General features: G+C 73.0%; 13 protein-coding genes. 7 read left to right on the top strand and 6 right to left on the bottom strand.

The window, feature by feature from the left end:
* Positions 1-42: 42 nt before the first annotated feature.
* Positions 43-3,714: a cell wall-binding repeat-containing protein gene (locus AVL62_RS18125; protein ID WP_058891846.1), complete on the bottom strand. Its 3,672-nt coding sequence runs from the start codon at positions 3,712-3,714 to the stop codon at positions 43-45.
* A 236-nt stretch (positions 3,715-3,950) separates the two neighbouring features.
* Between AVL62_RS18125 and AVL62_RS11700 the strand changes: the two genes are divergently transcribed.
* Positions 3,951-5,687, top strand: a complete 1,737-nt coding sequence (locus tag AVL62_RS11700) for an ABC transporter ATP-binding protein (RefSeq protein ID WP_058891938.1) — start codon at positions 3,951-3,953, stop codon at positions 5,685-5,687.
* Entirely contained in the window at positions 5,684-7,657 is a 1,974-nt protein-coding gene (locus tag AVL62_RS11695; RefSeq protein WP_058891845.1) for an ABC transporter ATP-binding protein, read from the top strand. Before AVL62_RS11700 ends, AVL62_RS11695 begins: the two co-directional genes overlap by 4 nt.
* A gap of 257 nt (positions 7,658-7,914) precedes the next feature.
* Here the strand turns inward: AVL62_RS11695 and AVL62_RS11690 are convergent, their stop codons facing one another.
* Genes AVL62_RS11690 through AVL62_RS11680 form a run of 3 tightly spaced genes read right to left on the bottom strand, consistent with a single transcriptional unit; the run spans position 7,915 to position 11,197 of the window.
* Entirely contained in the window at positions 7,915-9,081 is a 1,167-nt protein-coding gene (locus tag AVL62_RS11690) for an ABC transporter permease (protein WP_235585680.1), read from the bottom strand.
* Positions 9,078-10,247 (bottom strand): ABC transporter permease, encoded by a 1,170-nt coding sequence (locus AVL62_RS11685; RefSeq protein WP_058891844.1) that lies wholly within the window; start codon positions 10,245-10,247, stop codon positions 9,078-9,080. The genes AVL62_RS11690 and AVL62_RS11685 overlap by 4 nt, the downstream gene beginning before the upstream one ends.
* Positions 10,248-10,249: 2 nt before the next feature.
* Complete coding sequence (locus AVL62_RS11680; protein ID WP_058891843.1) at positions 10,250-11,197, bottom strand: ABC transporter ATP-binding protein; 948 nt, start codon at positions 11,195-11,197, stop codon at positions 10,250-10,252.
* 105 nt (positions 11,198-11,302) lie between these two features.
* On the opposite strand from AVL62_RS11680, the gene AVL62_RS11675 reads away from it, so the two are divergent.
* From AVL62_RS11675 to AVL62_RS11665, 3 genes are read left to right on the top strand one after another with little or no spacing between them, the layout of a single operon-like run.
* On the top strand, positions 11,303-12,067 hold the full coding sequence (locus tag AVL62_RS11675; RefSeq protein ID WP_201023266.1) for a methyltransferase domain-containing protein: 765 nt from the start codon (positions 11,303-11,305) through the stop codon (positions 12,065-12,067).
* Positions 12,064-13,641, top strand: coding sequence for an FAD-dependent oxidoreductase (locus tag AVL62_RS11670; RefSeq protein WP_058891842.1), 1,578 nt, complete (start codon positions 12,064-12,066; stop codon positions 13,639-13,641). The genes AVL62_RS11675 and AVL62_RS11670 overlap by 4 nt, the downstream gene beginning before the upstream one ends.
* Positions 13,638-14,906, top strand: coding sequence for a cytochrome P450 (locus AVL62_RS11665; protein ID WP_083518917.1), 1,269 nt, complete (start codon positions 13,638-13,640; stop codon positions 14,904-14,906). The genes AVL62_RS11670 and AVL62_RS11665 overlap by 4 nt, the downstream gene beginning before the upstream one ends.
* Here AVL62_RS11665 and AVL62_RS11660 read toward each other — a convergent pair.
* Positions 14,858-15,271, bottom strand: a complete 414-nt coding sequence (locus AVL62_RS11660; protein ID WP_058891841.1) for a hypothetical protein — start codon at positions 15,269-15,271, stop codon at positions 14,858-14,860. The genes AVL62_RS11665 and AVL62_RS11660 overlap by 49 nt on opposite strands.
* Positions 15,272-15,276: 5 nt before the next feature.
* Positions 15,277-16,200, bottom strand: a complete 924-nt coding sequence (locus AVL62_RS11655; RefSeq protein WP_058891840.1) for a phytoene/squalene synthase family protein — start codon at positions 16,198-16,200, stop codon at positions 15,277-15,279.
* A 47-nt stretch (positions 16,201-16,247) separates the two neighbouring features.
* Between AVL62_RS11655 and AVL62_RS11650 the strand changes: the two genes are divergently transcribed.
* Positions 16,248-17,363 carry a lycopene cyclase family protein gene (locus AVL62_RS11650; protein ID WP_058891839.1) on the top strand — a complete coding sequence of 372 codons (1,116 nt, stop codon included), beginning with the start codon at positions 16,248-16,250 and terminating at the stop codon, positions 17,361-17,363.
* Positions 17,364-17,748: 385 nt separating this feature from the next.
* Positions 17,749-18,381, top strand: a complete 633-nt coding sequence (locus tag AVL62_RS11645; RefSeq protein WP_083518916.1) for a HEAT repeat domain-containing protein — start codon at positions 17,749-17,751, stop codon at positions 18,379-18,381.
* The last annotated feature ends 12 nt before the right edge of the window (positions 18,382-18,393 follow it).

Here is an 18,393-nt window from a genome sequence, read left to right as displayed (position 1 = left end):
GCGCGCCGGGGGCCTCGTCGATGGTCCGTCAGGCCAGGGGCCTCACGGGTAGACGACCTCCTCAAGGGTCTCCTGGATCCCGAGGCTGACCGCGCCGTAGCCGCCGACGATGTGCACGAGCTGGGCCCGCATCTGCGTCATCGCGTCGACCGTGTCACCGGGCAGGGCATCGGTCCGGGTGAGTAGCACCGCCATGTTGTTCATCGCCGCCACCGGGGCCGCCGCGAGGGCGTCCGGGAACTCCGCACCGGTCGCCAGGAAGGCGCCCGGAGCCGGGGTCGGGAAGAACTCGGCGGCCACCGCGGCGGCCGTGCCGTAACGGTTGGTACCGCTCAGCCGCACGACCTCACCGGCGTCGGCGCCGGCGGCGGTCGCCACGTCGTCCGAGACCGCCGCGTCGCCACCGACGACGTAGACCGTCTCCGGCGAGAGCCGCTCCAACTCGTCGGCCGTCGCGCCCGGCAGCAGGTCCGGACGGGTCAGCAGGACCGCGGAGTCCTCCATCCCGGCCGCCGCGGCCGCCGCGAGGGCGTCCGGGTAGTCCCTGCCGCTGGCGAGGAAGACGATGTCGGCGTCGTCGGACTGGGCCTGGCTGATGTCGACGGCCGTCTCGTACCGGTTGGCACCCGCGAGCCGATCGACGTCGGCATACTCGCCGAGCGCCGTCACGACGTCGTCGCTCACCGCACCGTCACCACCGAGGACGACGATGTTGTCCGGGCCGAGCTGCTGCAGCGCCATCCGCGTCGCCGCGGGGAGCTCGTCCGGCTTGGTCAGCAGGACGGGAGCCCCGTCGGAGCCCGCGAGGGCGCCGCCGGCCAGGGCGTCCGGGAAGGCCCGGCCGCTGGCGACGAAGACCGTCTCCACGCCCTGCGGGAAGGCCTCGACGGCCAGCTCGGAGGCGGTGGAGTAGCGGTCCTGGCCGAGCGTGCGCTCGACCGCCGGGCGGTCCTCGTTGCCGTAGTCCGAGCCCTCGAAGGCGATCCCGAAGACGGGGCTGTCCCACGTCTCGGTCTGCGCCTCACGGTCGTCGTTCCACGCCTTCGCCTTGGTGACGACGATCTCCATGACGTAGTCGCCGTCCGGGACCCGGACCTTGGCGCCGTTGTCGTCGATCATCATGCCGTCCCACGGGTAGGCCGAGAAGCCGTCGCGGGTGGCGGAGCGGGCGAGGTAGTCGACCTCGGCGACGGTACCCAGGGACTCACCCTTGGCGCCGTCCTCCTCGGCCGCGAAGAGCTCCCACTCCATGCGCCGGGCCTGATGCTCGAAGTGGATGAGGAACTGCGGGGCGTCGTCCTGCTCCATGGAGAAGGTCGTGCCCTCGTCGACGCCGAGGACGTACGTCCCGGCCGGGTCGACGCACTCGTAGCCGAGCCACATGCCGCAGTCGGCGACCGCGCCCAGCGCGGGCAGCTCGGTGCCGTCGGTGCGGTCCGCGAGCACCTCGGTCTCCTGCAGGTCGGCCGCGTGACCGCCGTAGGCGACCGCGTAGGAGTCGGCCTCCTCGCCCTCACCGGTGGTGAAGGTGACGTAGCCGCCGAAGATCGGCCCCATCTCCCCGTCGATCGCCGGCGAGGTGATGGTCATGGGGACCTCCACGCTGGCACCCGCGGGCACGACCACGCTCGGCGCGACGGTGACGTCGGCCGGGGCGAGGTAGTAACCGAAGTCGTTTGCCGTGCCGGAGGTGGCCACGGCGGGCGTGTGCTCGACCGCGTAGACCTGCTCGGCGTCGCTGGTGTTGGTCAGCGTCACCGTCTGGGTGCTGGTCTCACCGGCGAGCTGCTGACCGAGCTGGACCAGGCCGGGCTCGATCGTGGCCTCGGCGAGGATCGAGTCGTCGATCTGGATCATGCCGGCGCCCTGGCGGTGCACCAGCTCCAGGCCGGCGGCCGGTGAGACGTTGAGCGGCAGCTGCATCGAGCTGTTCTGCAGCTTGAGCTTGACCTCCTCGACACCCAGGTCCGGGTCGGCCTCGAGCATGAGGGCCGCGGCCCCCGCGACGTGCGGGGCGGCCATCGAGGTGCCGGACAGCGTGGCGTAGGGCTGGATCTCCAGCGGGTAGGTGGCGTAGATCTGCCCACCCGGCGCGGACAGGTCCGGCTTGAAGGTGGTGTCCGCCATCGTCCCGATGGAGCTGAACGAGCTGATGAGACCGCCGGTCGGGTTCGGGACCGAGGTCGAACCGTCGGTCCAGGTCACCACGTGGCCGTCGGTCGCCAGCGCGTCCGCGGCGAGCCGCTCGCCGTCGGCCTGGGTCACCATGACCACCGGGACCTCGATCTCCGGGTCGCCGGCGAGGCTGGGGTTGATGCTGCCGCCGGTGTTGTTGTAGAGCATGACGCCCGCCGCACCGGCTGCCTGGCCGTTAGCCGCCTTCTCGTAGAAGCTGCAGGTGCCACGCTGGATCATGACCCAGTTGCCCTCGATGACGGCCTGCTCCTCCGCGGTGAAGGGGTCGGTGCCGCAGGCCTGGGCCTCGGTCGTGCCGGGCTCGTGCACGGCGACGACGTCGTCCTCACCCGAGGTCGGCGGCTCCGGTGCCGGCGACCCGATGGTGTAGGGCACCTCGTTCTCCTCCTCGTCGACGAAGAAGTTGGCCTCGTAGAACGTGTTGTCCACCGAGCCGACACCGATGGTGTCCTCGCCGACCCCGGGGGCGCCGACCGAATGCAGGCCGTTGGCCCCGGAGTTGCCGATGGAGGCGACCACCACGACACCCTCGCGGGCGAGCGCGTCCGTGGCCTGCGCGGTCGGGTACTCCTTCCAGGCGGAGAAGGCCGAGCCGATGGACAGGTTGACGACGTCCATCTCGTCGGTGAGCGTCTGCTCCATCGCGTGCAGCATGATGTCGGCGTCGGTCGAGCCCTCGCAGCCGAAGACGCGGTAGGCGCCGAGCGTCACGCCGGGGGCCACACCGGTGACCTCGCCGTCGGCGCCGGTGATGCCGGCGACGTGGGTGCCGTGACCCTGGCAGTCGTCGGGGTCCTCGTCCGGGAACGGCTTGGGCTGGTAGGCGTCGCCCGCGCCGGGGTCGGCGTTGTAGTCGTCGCCGACGAAGTCGTAGCCGAAGGCCACCTTCTCGGTCGGGAAGGTCGTGCTGCCGGGGCTGCCGTTTCCACCGAAGTCCGGGTGGTCGTAGTCGATGCCGGTGTCGATGATGCCGACCCGGACGCCCGTGCCGTCGAAGCCGAGCTCGCTCTGCACGATGTCGGCACCGGTCATCGAGATGGCGGTGAACAGCTCGGGGTCGATCTGGGTTCCCTCGGGGCGCTCGGGGGCGTCGATGACCCCGACGGGGAAGATCGCCTCGACCGCGTCGGAGGCCGCCAGCTCGACCAGCGAGCTCTCGCTGGCCGTGACCGACAGGCCGTTCCAGAGGGTCCCGAACTCCGAGCGCACCTCGAGCTCGACGCCGGAGGCGTCCACGTCGGCGAGGAAGCGGTCGCGCTGGGACTCGATCGAGGCCAGCGAACCGCCGGCGCTCGTGCTGGGTCCAGCGAGCTGGACGAAGTAGGAGTCGGGCACCAGCTCCGCGCCGGTGGCCTGGTTGTCCTGGATCTTGCTCTCCGGCGCCGGGGAGCCCGGCGCGACGAACGCGTCCTCGTCGGCTGCGGCCGAGAGCGGTGCCAGGACGGCTCCGGTCAGCGACAGGACGGCGATCGCGGAGAGAGCACGGCGGGGGGATCCCCCTGGCCTAGCACTGCTCACGAATGATCTCCTTCGATGATTCGGCCCCGACAGGTCGTTGTGAGGGCCGCCTTCGACCCTAGGCGCTGGGGGACGGCATACCAGGGGAGCGACGTCACGATCAGATCACGATCAGGTCACGACGACGGCCTGTCGGACGCTGCGTCAAGGGGTCTTGACCTGCGGGTATGCCCTTTACCTCACCGTCACGAGACAGGTCACAGCTCTGTGTCGGTGCAAGGGTGCACAATCAGGAGGTGCTCACCCGACTGCTGCGCCGCCACCTGCGGCCCTACACCGGGCTCGTCGTGACGGTGCTGGCCCTTCAGCTGGTGGCGACCCTGGCCAGCCTGTACCTCCCCAGCCTCAACGCCGACATCATCGACCGCGGCATCGTCCAGACCGACCTGCCCTACATCTGGCGGGTCGGGGGCATCATGCTCGCGGTGAGCGCCGTCCAGGCCACCGCCCAGATCGCGGCCACCTGGGCGGCGGCGCGGACGTCGATGGGGGTGGGTCGCGACGTGCGCGGCGCGGTGGTCGAGCGGGTGCTGTCCTTCTCCACCCGGGAGCTCGGCGAGTTCGGCGCCCCCTCGCTCATCACCCGCAGCACCAACGACGTCCAGCAGGTGCAGCAGGTCACCTTCATGGCGCTCGTCATGCTCGTCGCCGCCCCGATCACCGCCGTCGGCGGTGTCGTCATGGCGGTCCGGCAGGACGTCGGCCTCTCCCCGCTCATCGCCGTCGCCGTCGCGGTGCTGCTCGCCGGCATGGGGGTCATCATCGCGCGGATGGTGCCGCTGTTCCGGGCCAACCAGCGTCAGCTGGACGCCGTCAACCGGGTCATGCGCGAGCAGATCACCGGCATCCGCGTCATCCGCGCCTTCACGCGGGAGCCGCAGGAGCGGGAGCGCTTCGCCCGGACCAACGCCGAGCTCACCGGCATCGGCCTCCGGCTCGGCGACCTCATGGCGCTGATGTTCCCCTTCGTCATGCTCGTCATGAACCTCTCGAGCGTCGGCGTCATCTGGTTCGGGGCGCAGCGCGTCGCCTCCGGGGCGATGGAGGTCGGCGCGCTGACCGCCTACATCAGCTACCTCATCCAGATCCTCATGTCGATCATGATGGCGACGATGGTCGCGACGATGATCCCGCGCGCCACCGTCTCGGCCGAACGCATCGGTGCGGTGCTCGGCACCGGCACGAGCGTCGTCGCCCCTGCGCAGCCGCGCGAGCCGCGGCCCGACGCCCGTGGCCTGGTCGAGCTGCGGGGTGTCTCCTTCACCTACCCCGGCGCCGAGCACCCCGTCCTGCGGGACATCGACCTCGTCGCCCGACCGGGCACCACCACGGCGGTGGTCGGGGCCACCGGGTCGGGCAAGACCACCCTCGTCCGGCTGCTGCCCCGGCTGGCCGACGTCAGCGGCGGCGCGGTGCTCGTGGACGGCGTCGACGTGCGCGACCTCGCGCCGGAGCAGCTCTGGTCCCGGGTCGGCCTGGTGCCGCAGCGGCCCTACCTCTTCTCCGGCACCGTGGCCACCAACCTGCGCTTCGGCGACCCCGAGGCCACCGACGAGCAGCTGTGGGAGGCGCTGCGGGTCGCCCAGGCCGACGACTTCGTCCGCGCCTTCCCGGAGGGGCTGGACCACCCGGTCGCCCAGGGCGGCAGCAACGTCTCCGGGGGCCAGCGGCAGCGCCTGTGCATCGCGCGGGCGCTCGTCGCGCGACCGTCGGTCTACCTCTTCGACGACTCCTTCTCCGCCTTGGACCTGGCCACCGACGCGCGGCTGCGCGCCGCCCTGCGTCCCCTCACCCGCGACGCCACCGTCCTCGTCGTCGCGCAGCGCGTCTCCACCATCGCCGACGCCGACCAGATCGTCGTCCTCGACGAGGGCCGGGTGGTCGGCACCGGACGGCATAGCGAGCTGGTCGAGACCTGCCCGACGTATGCCGAGATCGTCCGGTCGCAGCAGCACGGGGACGTGGCGGCGTGAGCGACGAGGACGAGGACCGCACCCCCAGCCCGCCGCCGCGGCGCGGGCCGGGCGGACCGGTCGGGGCGGCGGTGCCGGTCGAGAAGCCGAGCGACTTCGCGGCCTCGGCCCGCCGGCTCGCCGGCCGGTTGTCCCCCTACCGCGCCTACGTCGCGCTGTCCGTCCTGCTCACCCTCGTCGCCGTGGTGCTCAGCGTGCTCGGGCCGCGCGTGCTGGGCCGGGCCACCGACTACATCTTCGCCGGGTTCCTGGGCTCGCGGCTGCCCTCGGGTGCGAGCGTGGACTCGGTGGTGCGCGGGCTGCGGGCCGACGGGCAGGACACCATGGCCGACCTGGTGGCGGGGACACCCCACCTCGTGCCCGGCCAGGGGATCGACTTCGGGGCCGTCGGACGCACGGTCCTGCTGGTGATCGCGCTCTACGCCGGCTCCGCGGTGCTCATGTGGGTCTCGACCCGGCTGGTCAACCGCATCTCGATGCGGACCGTCCGCGACCTGCGGTCCGACGCCGAGGACCAGCTGCACGAGCTGCCCCTGGCCTATGTCGACGGCCGCCCGCGCGGGGAGATCCTCTCCCGGGTCACCAACGACCTGGACAACCTGCAGCAGACCCTGCAGCAGACCTTCGGCCAGCTGCTCAACGCCCTCGTCACGGTGGTCGCGATCCTCGCCATGATGCTGTGGATCTCCCCCACGCTCACCCTCATCGCGGTGCTGTCCGTCCCGGTCTCGGTCCTGGTGACGGTGCTCATCGCGCGCCGCAGCCAGAAGCTCTTCAAGGCCCAGTGGGCGCACACCGGCACCCTCAACGGGCAGATCGAGGAGGCCTTCACCGGCCACGAGCTGGTCACCGTGTTCGGGCGCCGCGAACAGGTGGCCGGGCGGGTCCGGGAGATCAACGAGCAGCTCTACGACGTGACCTGGCGGGCGCAGTTCATGAGCGGCGTGATCATGCCCGCGATGTTCCTCATCGGCAACCTCGGCTACGTCCTGGTCGCGGTCGTGGGAGCGCTGCGGGTCACCTCGGGCACGCTGTCGCTGGGCAGCGTGCAGGCGTTCATCCAGTACTCCCGCCAGTTCACCCAGCCGGTGACCCAGGTCGCCTCCATGGCCAACCTGCTGCAGTCGGGCGTGGCCTCCGCCGAGCGCACCTTCGAGCTGCTGGACGCACCGCGCCAGTCCCCTGACCCGGCCGACGCGCCACCCGCCCCCCGGGGCCGCAGCGGGCGCATCGTCTTCGAGGACGTGCGGTTCTCCTACGGCGAGGAGCCGCTCATCGAGGACCTGTCGCTCGTCGCGGAGCCGGGTCAGACGGTGGCGATCGTGGGTCCGACGGGGGCGGGCAAGACCACGCTGGTCAACCTCATCCTGCGCTTCTACGAGCTGGACGGCGGCCGCATCACCCTCGACGGCCGGGACGTCACCACGATGACCCGCGAGGACCTGCGGTCCCGGGTCGGGATGGTCCTGCAGGACACCTGGCTCTTCGAGGGCAGCATCGCCGACAACATCGCCTACGGGCGTCCGGGCGCCAGCCGGGAGGAGGTGCGCGCGGCCGCCGAGGCGGCCTACGTCGACCGGTTCGTACAGCACCTGCCCGACGGCTACGACACGGTCCTGGACGACGACGCCGGCGCGGTGTCCGTCGGGGAGAAGCAGCTCATCACCATCGCCCGGGCGTTCGTGGCCCAGCCCTCGCTGCTCATCCTCGACGAGGCGACCAGCTCGGTGGACACCCGCACCGAGCTGCTCGTCCAGGAGGCGATGGCCCGCCTGCGGGCCGACCGCACCAGCTTCGTCATCGCCCACCGGCTCTCGACGATCCGGGACGCCGACCTCATCCTCGTCATGGAGGCGGGCCGCATCGTCGAGCAGGGCACGCACGACGACCTGGTGCAGCGCGACGGCGCCTACGCGCGGCTGCACGCCGCGCAGTTCAGCGGGGCCGCCGTCCTGGTGGACGACGAGTAGCCCTCCCCTGCACCGGACGTGCGGACGGACCACACCGGACGCGTGTCGGGACTCCACCGGACGCGCGGTGGGACTCCACCGGACGCGCGGTGGGACTCCACCGGACGCGTGTCGGGACTCCACCGGACGCGCGGTGGGTGCACTCCGAACGCGCGGGGAGGCGACGGAGGGCTCGGCGATCGAGGTATGACGTCGCGGCGGCAGTCCCGGCGACCGTGGAACCACGGCCGGGGCGCGCATACCCCGGTCGGTCAGCCCTACATCGCCCGGGCGAGGCTGCGCCGGAGCAGCAGCGAGCCGAGGACGAGCACCCCGACGGCCATCGCCGCGAGCACGCCGAGCTGGGGCAGCACGTCGACGATCCCCGCACCCTGGCGCTGGACCTGCGCCATGGCCTCGTTGGCCCAGGCGTGCGGGGTGAGCTGGGCGACCTGCCGCAGGGTGTCGGAGTAGAACTCGAGCGGCACCATCGAGCCGCCGACCGCCCCGAGCACCAGCCCGCCCCCCACGGCCAGCCCGCTGGCGGCCCCCTCGCTGTCGACCAGGACCCCGATGACCATCGCGACCCCGGCCGCGACCAGCCCGAAGACGAGCAGCACGACGACGGCCACCCCGAGCGAGCCCCACCGGACCCCGAAGAGCAGGCTGGAGGCCAGCATGATGTAGGCGCCCTGGACCAGGGCGATGACGACCCGCCCCGTCGTCAGCCCCGCCATCGCCTGGGCGGTCGTCACCGGGGCGGCCATGGTGCGCCGGACCACCCCGTCCCGTCGGGCCTTGATGAGGGCCGGCGCGGCGTTGAGGGTGCTGAGGAAGACGAAGAGCAGCAGCTGCGCGACCGCCCCGCTGTCGAACTGCTCGACCCCCTCGAAGGCCACGGCCACCGGGTCCTCGGGCTGCTGCACGAGCAGCTGCGCCGGGGGCACGAGGGTCGAGGCGTCGTCCAGCGCAGCCCGCGCCTCCGCCTCGTCGCCGACGGTCTCCAGCAGCCTGACCTGCCCTTCCTCCGTCGCGACCGCCTCCGCCCGGGCACGGACCACCTGCGCCACCGCCGGAGCCTCGGACGACGACCCCGTGATGATCTCCAGCTCCATCGGTATGCCGTCACGCCAGGCCGCCTCCGCCTCGGCGTCCAGGAGCACGCCGACCTCGGCGCTGCCCCGGGAGACGTCCTCCTGCACGAGCTCCGGTGTGTCGCGGACGGTGACCCCGAGCTCGGCGTCCTCCCACCCGGCGACCAGGGCCTGCGTGGCCGCGCCCCCCGGGCCCTGCACCGCGACCGGCGCGCCGGACCGGTCGCTGCCGAACTGCCAGCCGATGACCGCCACCATGGCCAACGGCAGGATGAGCACGAAGAAGAGGTTGGACCGGTCGGCGAGGAAGCGCCGCAGCTCCACCCAGGCGATCGCCAGCACGACCCTCACAGCACGTCCCTCCGCCCGGGCACCAGCACGGCGAGCGTCGCCATCACCACGCACATCAGCCCCATCGCCACCAGGACCGGCGTGAGGTCGGCCACCCCGCCGCCGCCGGCCGTGATGCCGAGGCCGCGGCCCAGCGCGGTGACCGGGTTGAGCTGCAGCACGGTGCCGAGAAGCCCCTCGGAGCCCACCCGGAAGAAGGCTCCACCGCTCATCCCCAGCGTGATCGCCACGATGGTCTGCGCCACCCCCGCCTGCTCCGCGGTGCGGGCGACCTTGGCGATGACGAACATGATCGAGGTCGCGGCGGCCACCACGGCCAGGAGCAGCACGGCGATGACCCCGGGCGACCCGAGGTGGACGTCGTCGAAGAGGAGGGAGCCGGCCAGGAGCAGCACCCCGGTCGCCACGACCCCCAGCGCCCAGCTGGAGAGCCCCTTGGACAGCGGCACCCACCACGAGGGGATCGGCATCGACAGCAGCCGGGCCAGGGTGCCCCACTCCCGCTCGACGACCAGCCCCAGCACCCCGAAGCCGACGGTGAAGAGCAGGAAGAACCCGGCCTGGCCGGCGACGATCGACTCCCGGGCGGACAGCTGCTCGTCGGCCGTCTCGCCCGGGGCCCAGAGCACGGCAGGGCCGGTCGCCGCGTCCTCGGCCAGGACGGCGTCGACCTCCTGGGGCTGCGCACCCAGCTCCTCCGCCGCGGCGGCGGTGCGCGCCGTCGCGGTGAACTGCCGCAGCACCCCGTCGACGACCGCGGTGACGACCTCGCCCTCCAGGCCGGGGGACTCGGGCAGCCGCACCTGCACCTGCGGGGCGTCCCCCTCGGCGAGCGCGGCGGAGAAGCCGTCCGGGACGAGGACGGCGGCCCCGACCTCGGCGTCCGCGAGGAGCGTCGGCACCTCGGCGGCGTCCACCTCGAGCACCGTCGTGTCGACGGCGTCGTCGAGTCCGTCCAGCGTCTCCGCGAGGGTCCCCGTGAGCGGGTCCTCCGCCGGCCCGCTCACGGCGACGGTCACCGGCTCGAGCTCCTCGGCGAGCGGCGCGAAGACGAGCGAGAAGACCCACATGAGCGCCAGCGGCACCGCCAGCCCGAAGATGAAGATCGACCGGTCCAGCACCTGCTGGCGCAGGTCCGACCCCACCATGACCAGGACACGTCCCATGCTCAGTCCCGCAGGGCCTTGCCGGTGAGGTGCAGGAAGACGGACTCGAGATCCGGGCGGCTGATCTCCACGTCGCGCAGCGTCATCCCGGCCCCGGTCGCGGTCGCCACGATGGCGCTGACCGCCTGCGGGGCGCCCTGCACCACCATGACGAGCCGTCGCTCACCGGGGATCCGGTGCACCTCGCGCACGGCGGGTATGCGGCTCACCGCCGCCTCGATCTCCTCCAGCGGTCCGTCGCCGGCCAGGGTCACGGTGTCGGTGCGTCCCGTGAGCTCGACGAGCTCCTCCCTCGTGCCCTCGGCGATCACCCGCCCGGCGTCGATGATGCCGATGCGGTCGCAGAGCCGCTCCGCCTCCTCCATGTAGTGGGTGGTGTAGAGCACGGCCATCCCCTCCCCCGACAACGCCTCGACGGACTCCAGGATGGCGTTGCGCGACTGCGGGTCCACGCCGACCGTCGGCTCGTCGAGGATGAGCAGCCGGGGCTCGTGCAGCAGGCCGATCGCGATGTTGAGCCGGCGCTTCATCCCACCCGAGAAGGTCTTGCTGGGGCCGGTGGCCCGGTCGGTGAGGCCGACGACCTCGAGCACCTCGGCGACCCGCCGGCGCAAGGCCGCCCCGCGCATCCCCTGCAGCCGGCCGAAGAAGGACAGGTTGCTGCGGGCCGAGAGCTCGGGGTAGATGGCGAGGTCCTGCGGGACGAGGCCGAGGTAACGCTTGGCGGACAGCGGGTCGCTCGCCACGTCGACCCCCTGGATGCGCACCGACCCGCCGTCCGGTCGCAGCAGCCCGGCGATCATCGAGATCGTCGTCGTCTTGCCCGCGCCGTTGGGGCCCAGGAGGCCGACCGTCTCCCCGGGGTCGATGCGCAGGCTCACCCCGTCGACCACGGTGGCGGGGCCGAAGGAGCGACGCAGCGCCTCGACCTGGAGCACGGGAGTCGTCATGGCGACCAACCTAGGACGTGCGGGGGCGGTGGCGCCGATGACATCTGTCGTGCTTGCAGGGTGACCTGCGGCTCTCTCGCGGGACGGCAGCATAGGCTGAGCCGTGTGGCAGACGTATCGAGGACCGGGCGCAGGGCGAGGCCGCGGCTGGACGAGGAGTTCGACCGTGCGGCGGGCCGCTACGACCTGCTGACCCGGCTCAACCCGGGCTACCACGACGCCCTGGCCGGCGCGGCCGCCGATCTGGTGGGCGCCCTGCCGGACGGACCCCTCGTGCTGTGGGACCTCGGGTGCGGATCCGGACTGTCCACCAGCGCGCTCGTCGGCGCCGCCGGACCCCGGGCGCGCATCGTCGGGCTGGACGCGTCCGCGGGGATGCTGGCCCAGGCCCGTGCCAAGGAGTGGCCGGCCGGCGTCAGCTTTGTGCACGCGCCCGCCCAGGACCTGCCGACGGTGGCCGCAGCCGAGCTGGACGAGACCGCCGACGGGGTGCTGGCGGCATACCTGCTGCGCAACGTGCCGGCCGAGCAGCGGGACGAGGTCGTGGGCGCCATCGTCGACCAGGTGCGCCCGGGCGGCTGGGTGGCGCTCCAGGACTACCACGTCAAGGGCGACCGCCGGGCGGCGCTGACCTGGTCGGCGGTGTGTCGTCTCGTCGTCACCCCGCTCGCGGCGCTGACTCGCGGCAACCCGGCGATCTACGCCTACCTGCGACGCAGCGTGCTCGACAACGACTCCACCGGCGAGCTGGAGGCGCGGCTGCGCCGGGCCGGCCTGGTGGACCTGAGGTGGAGCACCCCCCGAGGGTGGCAGCGCGGCATCCTGCACACCGTCCTCGCCCGACGCCCGCACGAGGGGGAGGCGGCATGAGCCCGCGGCCGATCCCCCCCGGACGCGATCGGCGAGCGGTGCGTCACCCCGGCCCCGCCGGGGCGGCCAGGGTGCAGGAACAGCGGCGGGTGGTGGTCGTCGGCGGCGGCATCGCGGGCATCGCCGCGGCGACCGTGCTCGTCGAGCGGGGTGTGCAGGTGACGCTCGTCGAGGCCCAGGACCAGCTCGGGGGCCGGGTGCGCGCCTGGCCGCTCGAGGGTGACCGGACCATGTCACGCGGGTTCCACGCCTTCTTCCGGCAGTACTACACGCTGCGCTCGCTGCTGCGTCGTGCCGACCCGACCCTGGCCCACCTCGTGCCGGTGCCCGACTACCCGCTGCGCCGGGGCGACGGGCTGACCGACTCCTTCGCGGTGCTGCCGCCGAGCCCGCCGGCCAACCTGGCGACCTTCGTGGTCCGCAGCCCTACCTTCCCGCTGAGCGGCCTGGCCTCGGTCCACCTGCCGAGCGCGATCGAGCTCATCAACGTGTCCTACCCGGAGAGCCACGAGCGCTACGACGGGGAGTCGGCGGAGGCGTTCCTGGACCGGCTGCGCTTCCCCGAGGGCGCCCGGCACCTCGCGCTGGAGGTCTTCGCGCGGTCCTTCTTCGCCCACCCGGACGACTTCGGCGCGGGCGAGCTCGTGGGCATGTTCCACGCCTACTTCACCGGCTCCTCCGAGGGGCTGCTCTTCGACGTCCCGGACGACGACTACGACACCGTGCTCTGGGAGCCGTTGCACCGCTACCTCCTGGCCCGCGGCGCGGACGTCCGGACCGGCACTCGGGTCCAGGACCTGGGGGCGCCGGGCGAGGAGGGGGCGCCGTGGCAGGTGCGGCTCGGGGCCGGCGAGACGCTGGACGCCGACGCCGTGGTCCTGGCCACCGACCCGAGGACGACCCGGGCCCTGGCCGGCGAGCTCTCCGCCGCCGGTCCCGACCAGCAGGACTGGCACCGTAGGCTGGCCGCGGGCCACAACGCTCCGCCCTTCGTCGTGCTGCGGCTGTGGCTCGACGGCCTCGTCGAGGCGGGTCGGGAGGCCTTCCTCGGCACCAGCGGCTTCGACCTGCTCGACAACGTCACCGTGCTGGAGCGCTTCGAGGCCGGCGCGGCACGGTGGTCGGACGAGCACGGCGGCTCGGTCGTCGAGCTGCACGCGTATGCCGTGGACCCGTCCCGCGACCCGTCGCTGGCCGCGGACGGCGGGTCCGGCGAGCGGGGGGTCGACATCGCCGCGGTAAGGGAGCGGCTCCTGCGCTCGCTGCACGAGGTGTACCCCGAGACGGCCGCGCTGGCGGTCCGTCACGAGGAGCTGCTCGTCGAGGACGACTGCGGCCTGGTGGGCACCGGTCCCTGGCGCGACCGGCCGACCGTCTCCACGCCATACCCCGGTCTCGTCCTGGCCGGCGACGGGGTGCGCGTGGACTGGCCGGTGGCGCTGATGGAGCGCGCCGCCGTGACCGGGGTCCTGGCCGCCAACGAGCTGCTCGGCGGCTGGGGCGCGCAGGGCGAGGACGTCTGGACCGTGCCGCTGCAGGGGATCCTGCGCCCCGGGCGCTACCGCTCCCGATGAGCTGCCCGGCCCACCCCGGCGGGGGTGACCAGGGTGCGGGCGCCGAGGGGGCCCGGCGGGCCCGCCGCCCCGAGGAGCCGGCGACCCCCCGGGTCGAACGCGTGGACGCGGGAGGCCGCCCCGGCGTGAGCACGGTGTGGCGGCTGCGCGCGCTGCAGCCCGCACGCCAGCTGCTCCGGGCGCGGCACGCGACGACCCAGGCCGGGTTCACCGCCGAGGCCATCCCCCAGGGCCGTCTCGAGCACCACCCGATCCTCGTCTCGGACGGCCCCACGCATGACGACCAGCGGCGCAAGGTGGCGCGGTTCCTCGCCCCCGCCGTCGTGACCGAGCGCTACGGCGACCTCATGGCCCAGGTGGCCGACCGCACGGTGGCGCAGGCCCTGGAGAGCGGCCGGTGCCGGCTCGACGAGGCCGCGCTGCACTACACCGTCGAGGTCACCGCCGAGTTGGTCGGGCTGACCGAGTCCGACGTGCCGGGGCTCTCGCGGAGGCTGGTGTCGTTCTTCAACCAGCCGCCCTTCGACATCGCCCGCGACGACCTGGGGCGTAGCCGCCTGGACTGGGCCCGGGCGGCCCGCAACGGGCTGTGGCCGGTCGCCCGGCTGTGGTGGCACGACGTCCGTCCGGCCATCCGGGCGCGGCGCCGGCGGCGCCGCACCGACATCATCAGCCACCTGCTCGACGAGGGCTACAGCCGCACGAGCATCCTCGTCGAGTGCGTCACCTACGGCACCGCGGGCATGGTGACGACGCGGGAGTTCATCGTCATGGCCGCCTGGCACCTGCTCGGGGACGACGCCCTGCGGGAGCGCTACCTGGCGGCGGAGCAGCCTGAGCGGCTGGCCGTCCTCGAGGAGATCATCCGGCTCGAGCCGGTCGTCGGCCACCTCTACCGCCGGGTCCGTCAGCCCGTCGAGATCACCGACGGCGAGCAGACCTGGACGATCCCGCCCGGAGACCTCGTGGACGTGTGCGTGCGCGCCACCAACACCGACCCCCAGGCGGTCGGCGCCGACCCCCAGCAGCTGTGCCCCGGCCGCGGTATGCCGCGGGGCACCGCCGGCTACGGCCTCGCCTTCGGCGACGGCGAGCACAAGTGCCCGGGGCAGCCCCTGGCACTGCTGGAGTCCGACGCGCTGCTGGTGCGGCTGCTCGCGCACGAGCCCCGGCTGGTCGCCGAGCCCGAGCTGGGCTGGGACCACCTCATCGAGGGCTACTGGCTACGGGGCTTCGAGCTGACGCTCCCCTCCGGGAGCGCGTGACGGTAGGTCCACGACGTCAGCGCGGTGGCCACCATGGCGATGAGCACGCCGAGGAAGACGTGGGGGGCCACGACGCCGGAGGACCCCAGCCCGGTCTGGACCGCGACCAGCGCCGCAAGCAGGACCGCCAGGGTGACGTTGACCGGCCCGGCCGAGGCGCGCAGGACGAGGTAGACCAGCGCGCAGGCCACCGTCAGCACCAGGGTGACCCAGGCCCCCACCTCGTGGAAGGCGCGGTAGCCGGGCTCACCGCCGATGAAGGCCGCTGCCCACCCGGCCTGCGCCACGACCGCGCTCAGCACGAGCGTCGCCGCCGAGCGCAGCACGACGAGGTGCGGGTGCGGCAGCGGGGGGAGCGAGGGCATACCTCTCACCGCGCGTCCACTGGGCCGGGGAGCCGCCGCAGCGGGCCACGGGCCAGCACGTCGGCGAGCAGCGCAACCTTCACCGGGCGCGGCACCCGGCGGCGCTCGGTGAAGACGTCGTAGTCGGCCGCCTCGATCCGGTCGAGGATGAGGGCGTACATGCGCAGCGCCGTCGCCACGCACCGGGCGCTGCGCGGCGGCAGCATGGCGACGCCCTGCGAGGCGTGGGCGTAGAGACCGCGGTTGCGCTCGATCTGCTCGGCCATCATCGTGCGCCACTGCGGCGTCACCCGACGCTCGTGCGGGTCGGCGCCGTGCCGGGCGAGGTCGTCCTGCGGGAGGTAGACGCGCCCCCGGTCGAGGTCCTCGCCGACGTCGCGCAGGAAGTTGGTGAGCTGGAAGGCCAGCCCGAGGGAGCGGGCCGGGCCCTTGGCGGCCGGGTCGTGCGGCTCGAGGACCGGCAGCATCATCTCGCCGATGACGGCGGCCGAGCCTTCCATGTAGCCGTCGCGCAGCTCCTCCCAGCTGGCCCAGGTCTCCCGGGTGAGGTCGAGCTCCATGGCGCGGAAGAAGCGGTCGAAACACTCGGGGTCGGTGCCGCGGCGACGCAGGCTGTCGGCGACCGCCGCCATGACCGGGTCGGCGGAGCCGCCCTGCACGAGCGCGTCGGTGAAGAGCTGCTCGAAGCCGCGCAGCCGGACCCCCGGGTCGGGGTCGGCGGGCACGGGCACGTCGACCGTCTCGGGCTCGTCGACGATGTCGTCGGCCAGGCGGCAGAGCGCGTAGACGGCGTAGACGTCGCGGCGCTGCTCCGGGGCCAGCAACCGGGCACCCCAGTAGTAGGTGGTCCCGTGCTTCTTCGTCAGCTCCCTGCACCGTTCGTAGCCGAGCTCCAGGTGGGGGTCGGCCGCCGACGCTCCGGAATGCATGGCGTCAGCCTAGTGCGGCTAGGGTCGGCGCCGGAGGTGAGACGCGCGTGAAGGACGTGGCGATCGTCGGGCTCGGCCCGGCCGGACGAGCCCTGGCGTCGGCCTGCGCGGCCCGGGGCCTGTCGGTGCTCGCGGTCGACCCGCGACCGGGAGCTGACTGGACCCCGACCTATGGCGCGTGGACCGAGGAGCTGGTCGGTCTGCCACCGGGGGTCGTGCGGCAGCGGATCGAGGTGCCCGAGCTGTGGGCACGGGGCCGCCACCGGCTGCCCCGGGCGTATGCCGTGCTCGACAACCCGGCGCTGCAGGCCGCCCTGCCGCTGGACGCGGTGGAGCTGCGCGAGGCCCGGCTGGACGACGCCGGGGTGAGCGCGCTGTCCGCCGAGGCGAGGGTCGTGGTGGACGCTCGGGGGGCCCGTCCGGACGGACGCCGGTCGCAGGACCCGGCGCCGGCGCAGACCGCCTCCGGCATCGTCGTCGCCCCCGAGGACGCGGCACCGGCGTTGGCCGGGGCGGAGGGGGTCCTCATGGACTGGAGCACCGACTGGTCGGACGACCCCGACTCCCCTCGGGGCGTGCCGAGCTTCCTCTACGCCCTCCCGCTGGACGAGGACCGGGTGCTGCTGGAGGAGACCTGCCTAGCCGCCTCTCCCGCGATGCCGGTGCCCGAGCTGCGCGAGCGCCTGCACCGGCGGCTGCTGCGGCGTGGCGTGCGGACGGCAGCGATCGAGGACCCGCTCGCCCGGGAGACGGTCTGGATCCCCATGCGGGGACGGGACGAGCCTGCACCCCCGGGGACCCTCGCCGTCGGCACGGCCGGCCGAGGCGGCCACCTGGTCACGGGCTACTCGGTGGCGCACTCGCTGCGCTCGGCGCGGTCGATGGCCAATGCTCTCCTCGCCGACGACCCGCCGTCGGCCGCCGACCCTGCCCGGCCGGGCGACCTGCTGCGCCGGGCCGGGTTGCGGGCGCTGCTGCGGCTCGACACCGCCGGCACGGTCGCGCTCTTCGAGGCCTTCGGTACCCTGCCGGCCCACCGCCAGCGGGCCGTCATGGCCCGGGACGCCGGGGCCGGGGCGCTGGGGGCGGCCATGTGGGGGATGTTCGCCGCCATGCCCGCTGCCGGACGGACGGCGCTGGTGCGGGCCACCCTGGGGCCCTGAGTGAACTCGCCCGGGCGAGGGGGCAGAGCCGCTCACCTCGGGTCTCGGCCCGAAAGTCCGTCCTGTGACGGTTTCCGAGCCATGCCCCTTTCGAGTCGGGGTTTTGAGCCTGACCACCACCTGCGGTGAAGGGCCAGAGGCGTGGCCGCGAGCGCGGCTCGAAAACGGTCGTCACCGGACCAGGTTGCGCGACGCGTCCCGGATGCCAGAGCACGAGGTTATGAACCCGGATGGGGGCAGGGGCACGGTTCGCGGGTAGTCCCGTCAAAGCCGACCCTCCCCGTATCTTCATCGCGTCTGGCTCAACCCCGCGCACCGCCCTTGTCGTTGGGCTGGCTGAAGGAGCGGTTGACCCTCACACGACGTGAGGCCCTAACTTCACACCATGAATCAGTCCGACCACAGACGACAGCACGACGCGCACCCCGCACTGGCAGGATTGACGCACCCGGACAAGGACGTGCGCCAGCAGACGGCAGTCGCCCTCGGATCGCGCGCGGACCCGCTTCTCACTCCTGCAGTCGCATCTCTACTGTGGGGGGAGAGCGACTTCTTTGTGCGCGAGACCCTTACGTGGGTTCTCACCCGCACTCCAACCACCGCAGTCGATGCCGCCACCCAGGCCCTAACGGACCCCGACCCGGCAGTACGCACCCAAGCCCTGCACGTGCTGAGCAAGATCAAGCACCCCGACAGCGCCGCCGCCGTGAAGGCGTGTCTAGACGACCAGGACACGGCGGTCGCAGAAAGGGCGCAGTGGGCCCTAGCCCGAATCGGTGATCCTTCGGTGCTGCCAGTGCTGATCACTCGGCTGGGCCAGACCGACCTGGCAGGCAGAGACAGTCTGACGAGCACACTGGCCCAGTTCGGCGCCTCAGCGGTACCTCCGCTGGTCACGGCTCTCACCGACAGCAACCCGAGCGTTCGGATGTGTCAAGGGACAGTGGGACTTCCCTGTAGGCGGACAGTAGATCTCCTTGCTGGCGGACAGTTCATCTCCCTGTCCGTGGTCAGCTGATCTCCCTGGGGC

Origin of the sequence: Serinicoccus chungangensis (genome assembly GCF_001483745.1) — a bacterium.
Lineage (GTDB): Bacteria > Actinomycetota > Actinomycetes > Actinomycetales > Dermatophilaceae > Ornithinicoccus > Ornithinicoccus chungangensis_A.
The sequence above is the reverse complement of the archived record's forward strand: the minus strand, read 5'-3'. Positions and strand labels throughout refer to the sequence as shown.

What these genes read in the sequence shown, in the direction of transcription:
- AVL62_RS11685 (WP_058891844.1), bottom strand. Translation starts at nt 10,247, where the DNA reads ATGGGACGTGTCCTGGTCATGGTGGGGTCGGACCTGCGCCAGCAGGTG.
- AVL62_RS11665 (WP_083518917.1), top strand. Translation starts at nt 13,638, where the DNA reads ATGAGCTGCCCGGCCCACCCCGGCGGGGGTGACCAGGGTGCGGGCGCC.
- AVL62_RS11645 (WP_083518916.1), top strand. Translation starts at nt 17,749, where the DNA reads ATGAATCAGTCCGACCACAGACGACAGCACGACGCGCACCCCGCACTG.
- AVL62_RS11660 (WP_058891841.1), bottom strand. Translation starts at nt 15,271, where the DNA reads ATGCCCTCGCTCCCCCCGCTGCCGCACCCGCACCTCGTCGTGCTGCGC.
- AVL62_RS11655 (WP_058891840.1), bottom strand. Translation starts at nt 16,200, where the DNA reads ATGCATTCCGGAGCGTCGGCGGCCGACCCCCACCTGGAGCTCGGCTAC.
- AVL62_RS11670 (WP_058891842.1), top strand. Translation starts at nt 12,064, where the DNA reads ATGAGCCCGCGGCCGATCCCCCCCGGACGCGATCGGCGAGCGGTGCGT.
- AVL62_RS11680 (WP_058891843.1), bottom strand. Translation starts at nt 11,197, where the DNA reads ATGACGACTCCCGTGCTCCAGGTCGAGGCGCTGCGTCGCTCCTTCGGC.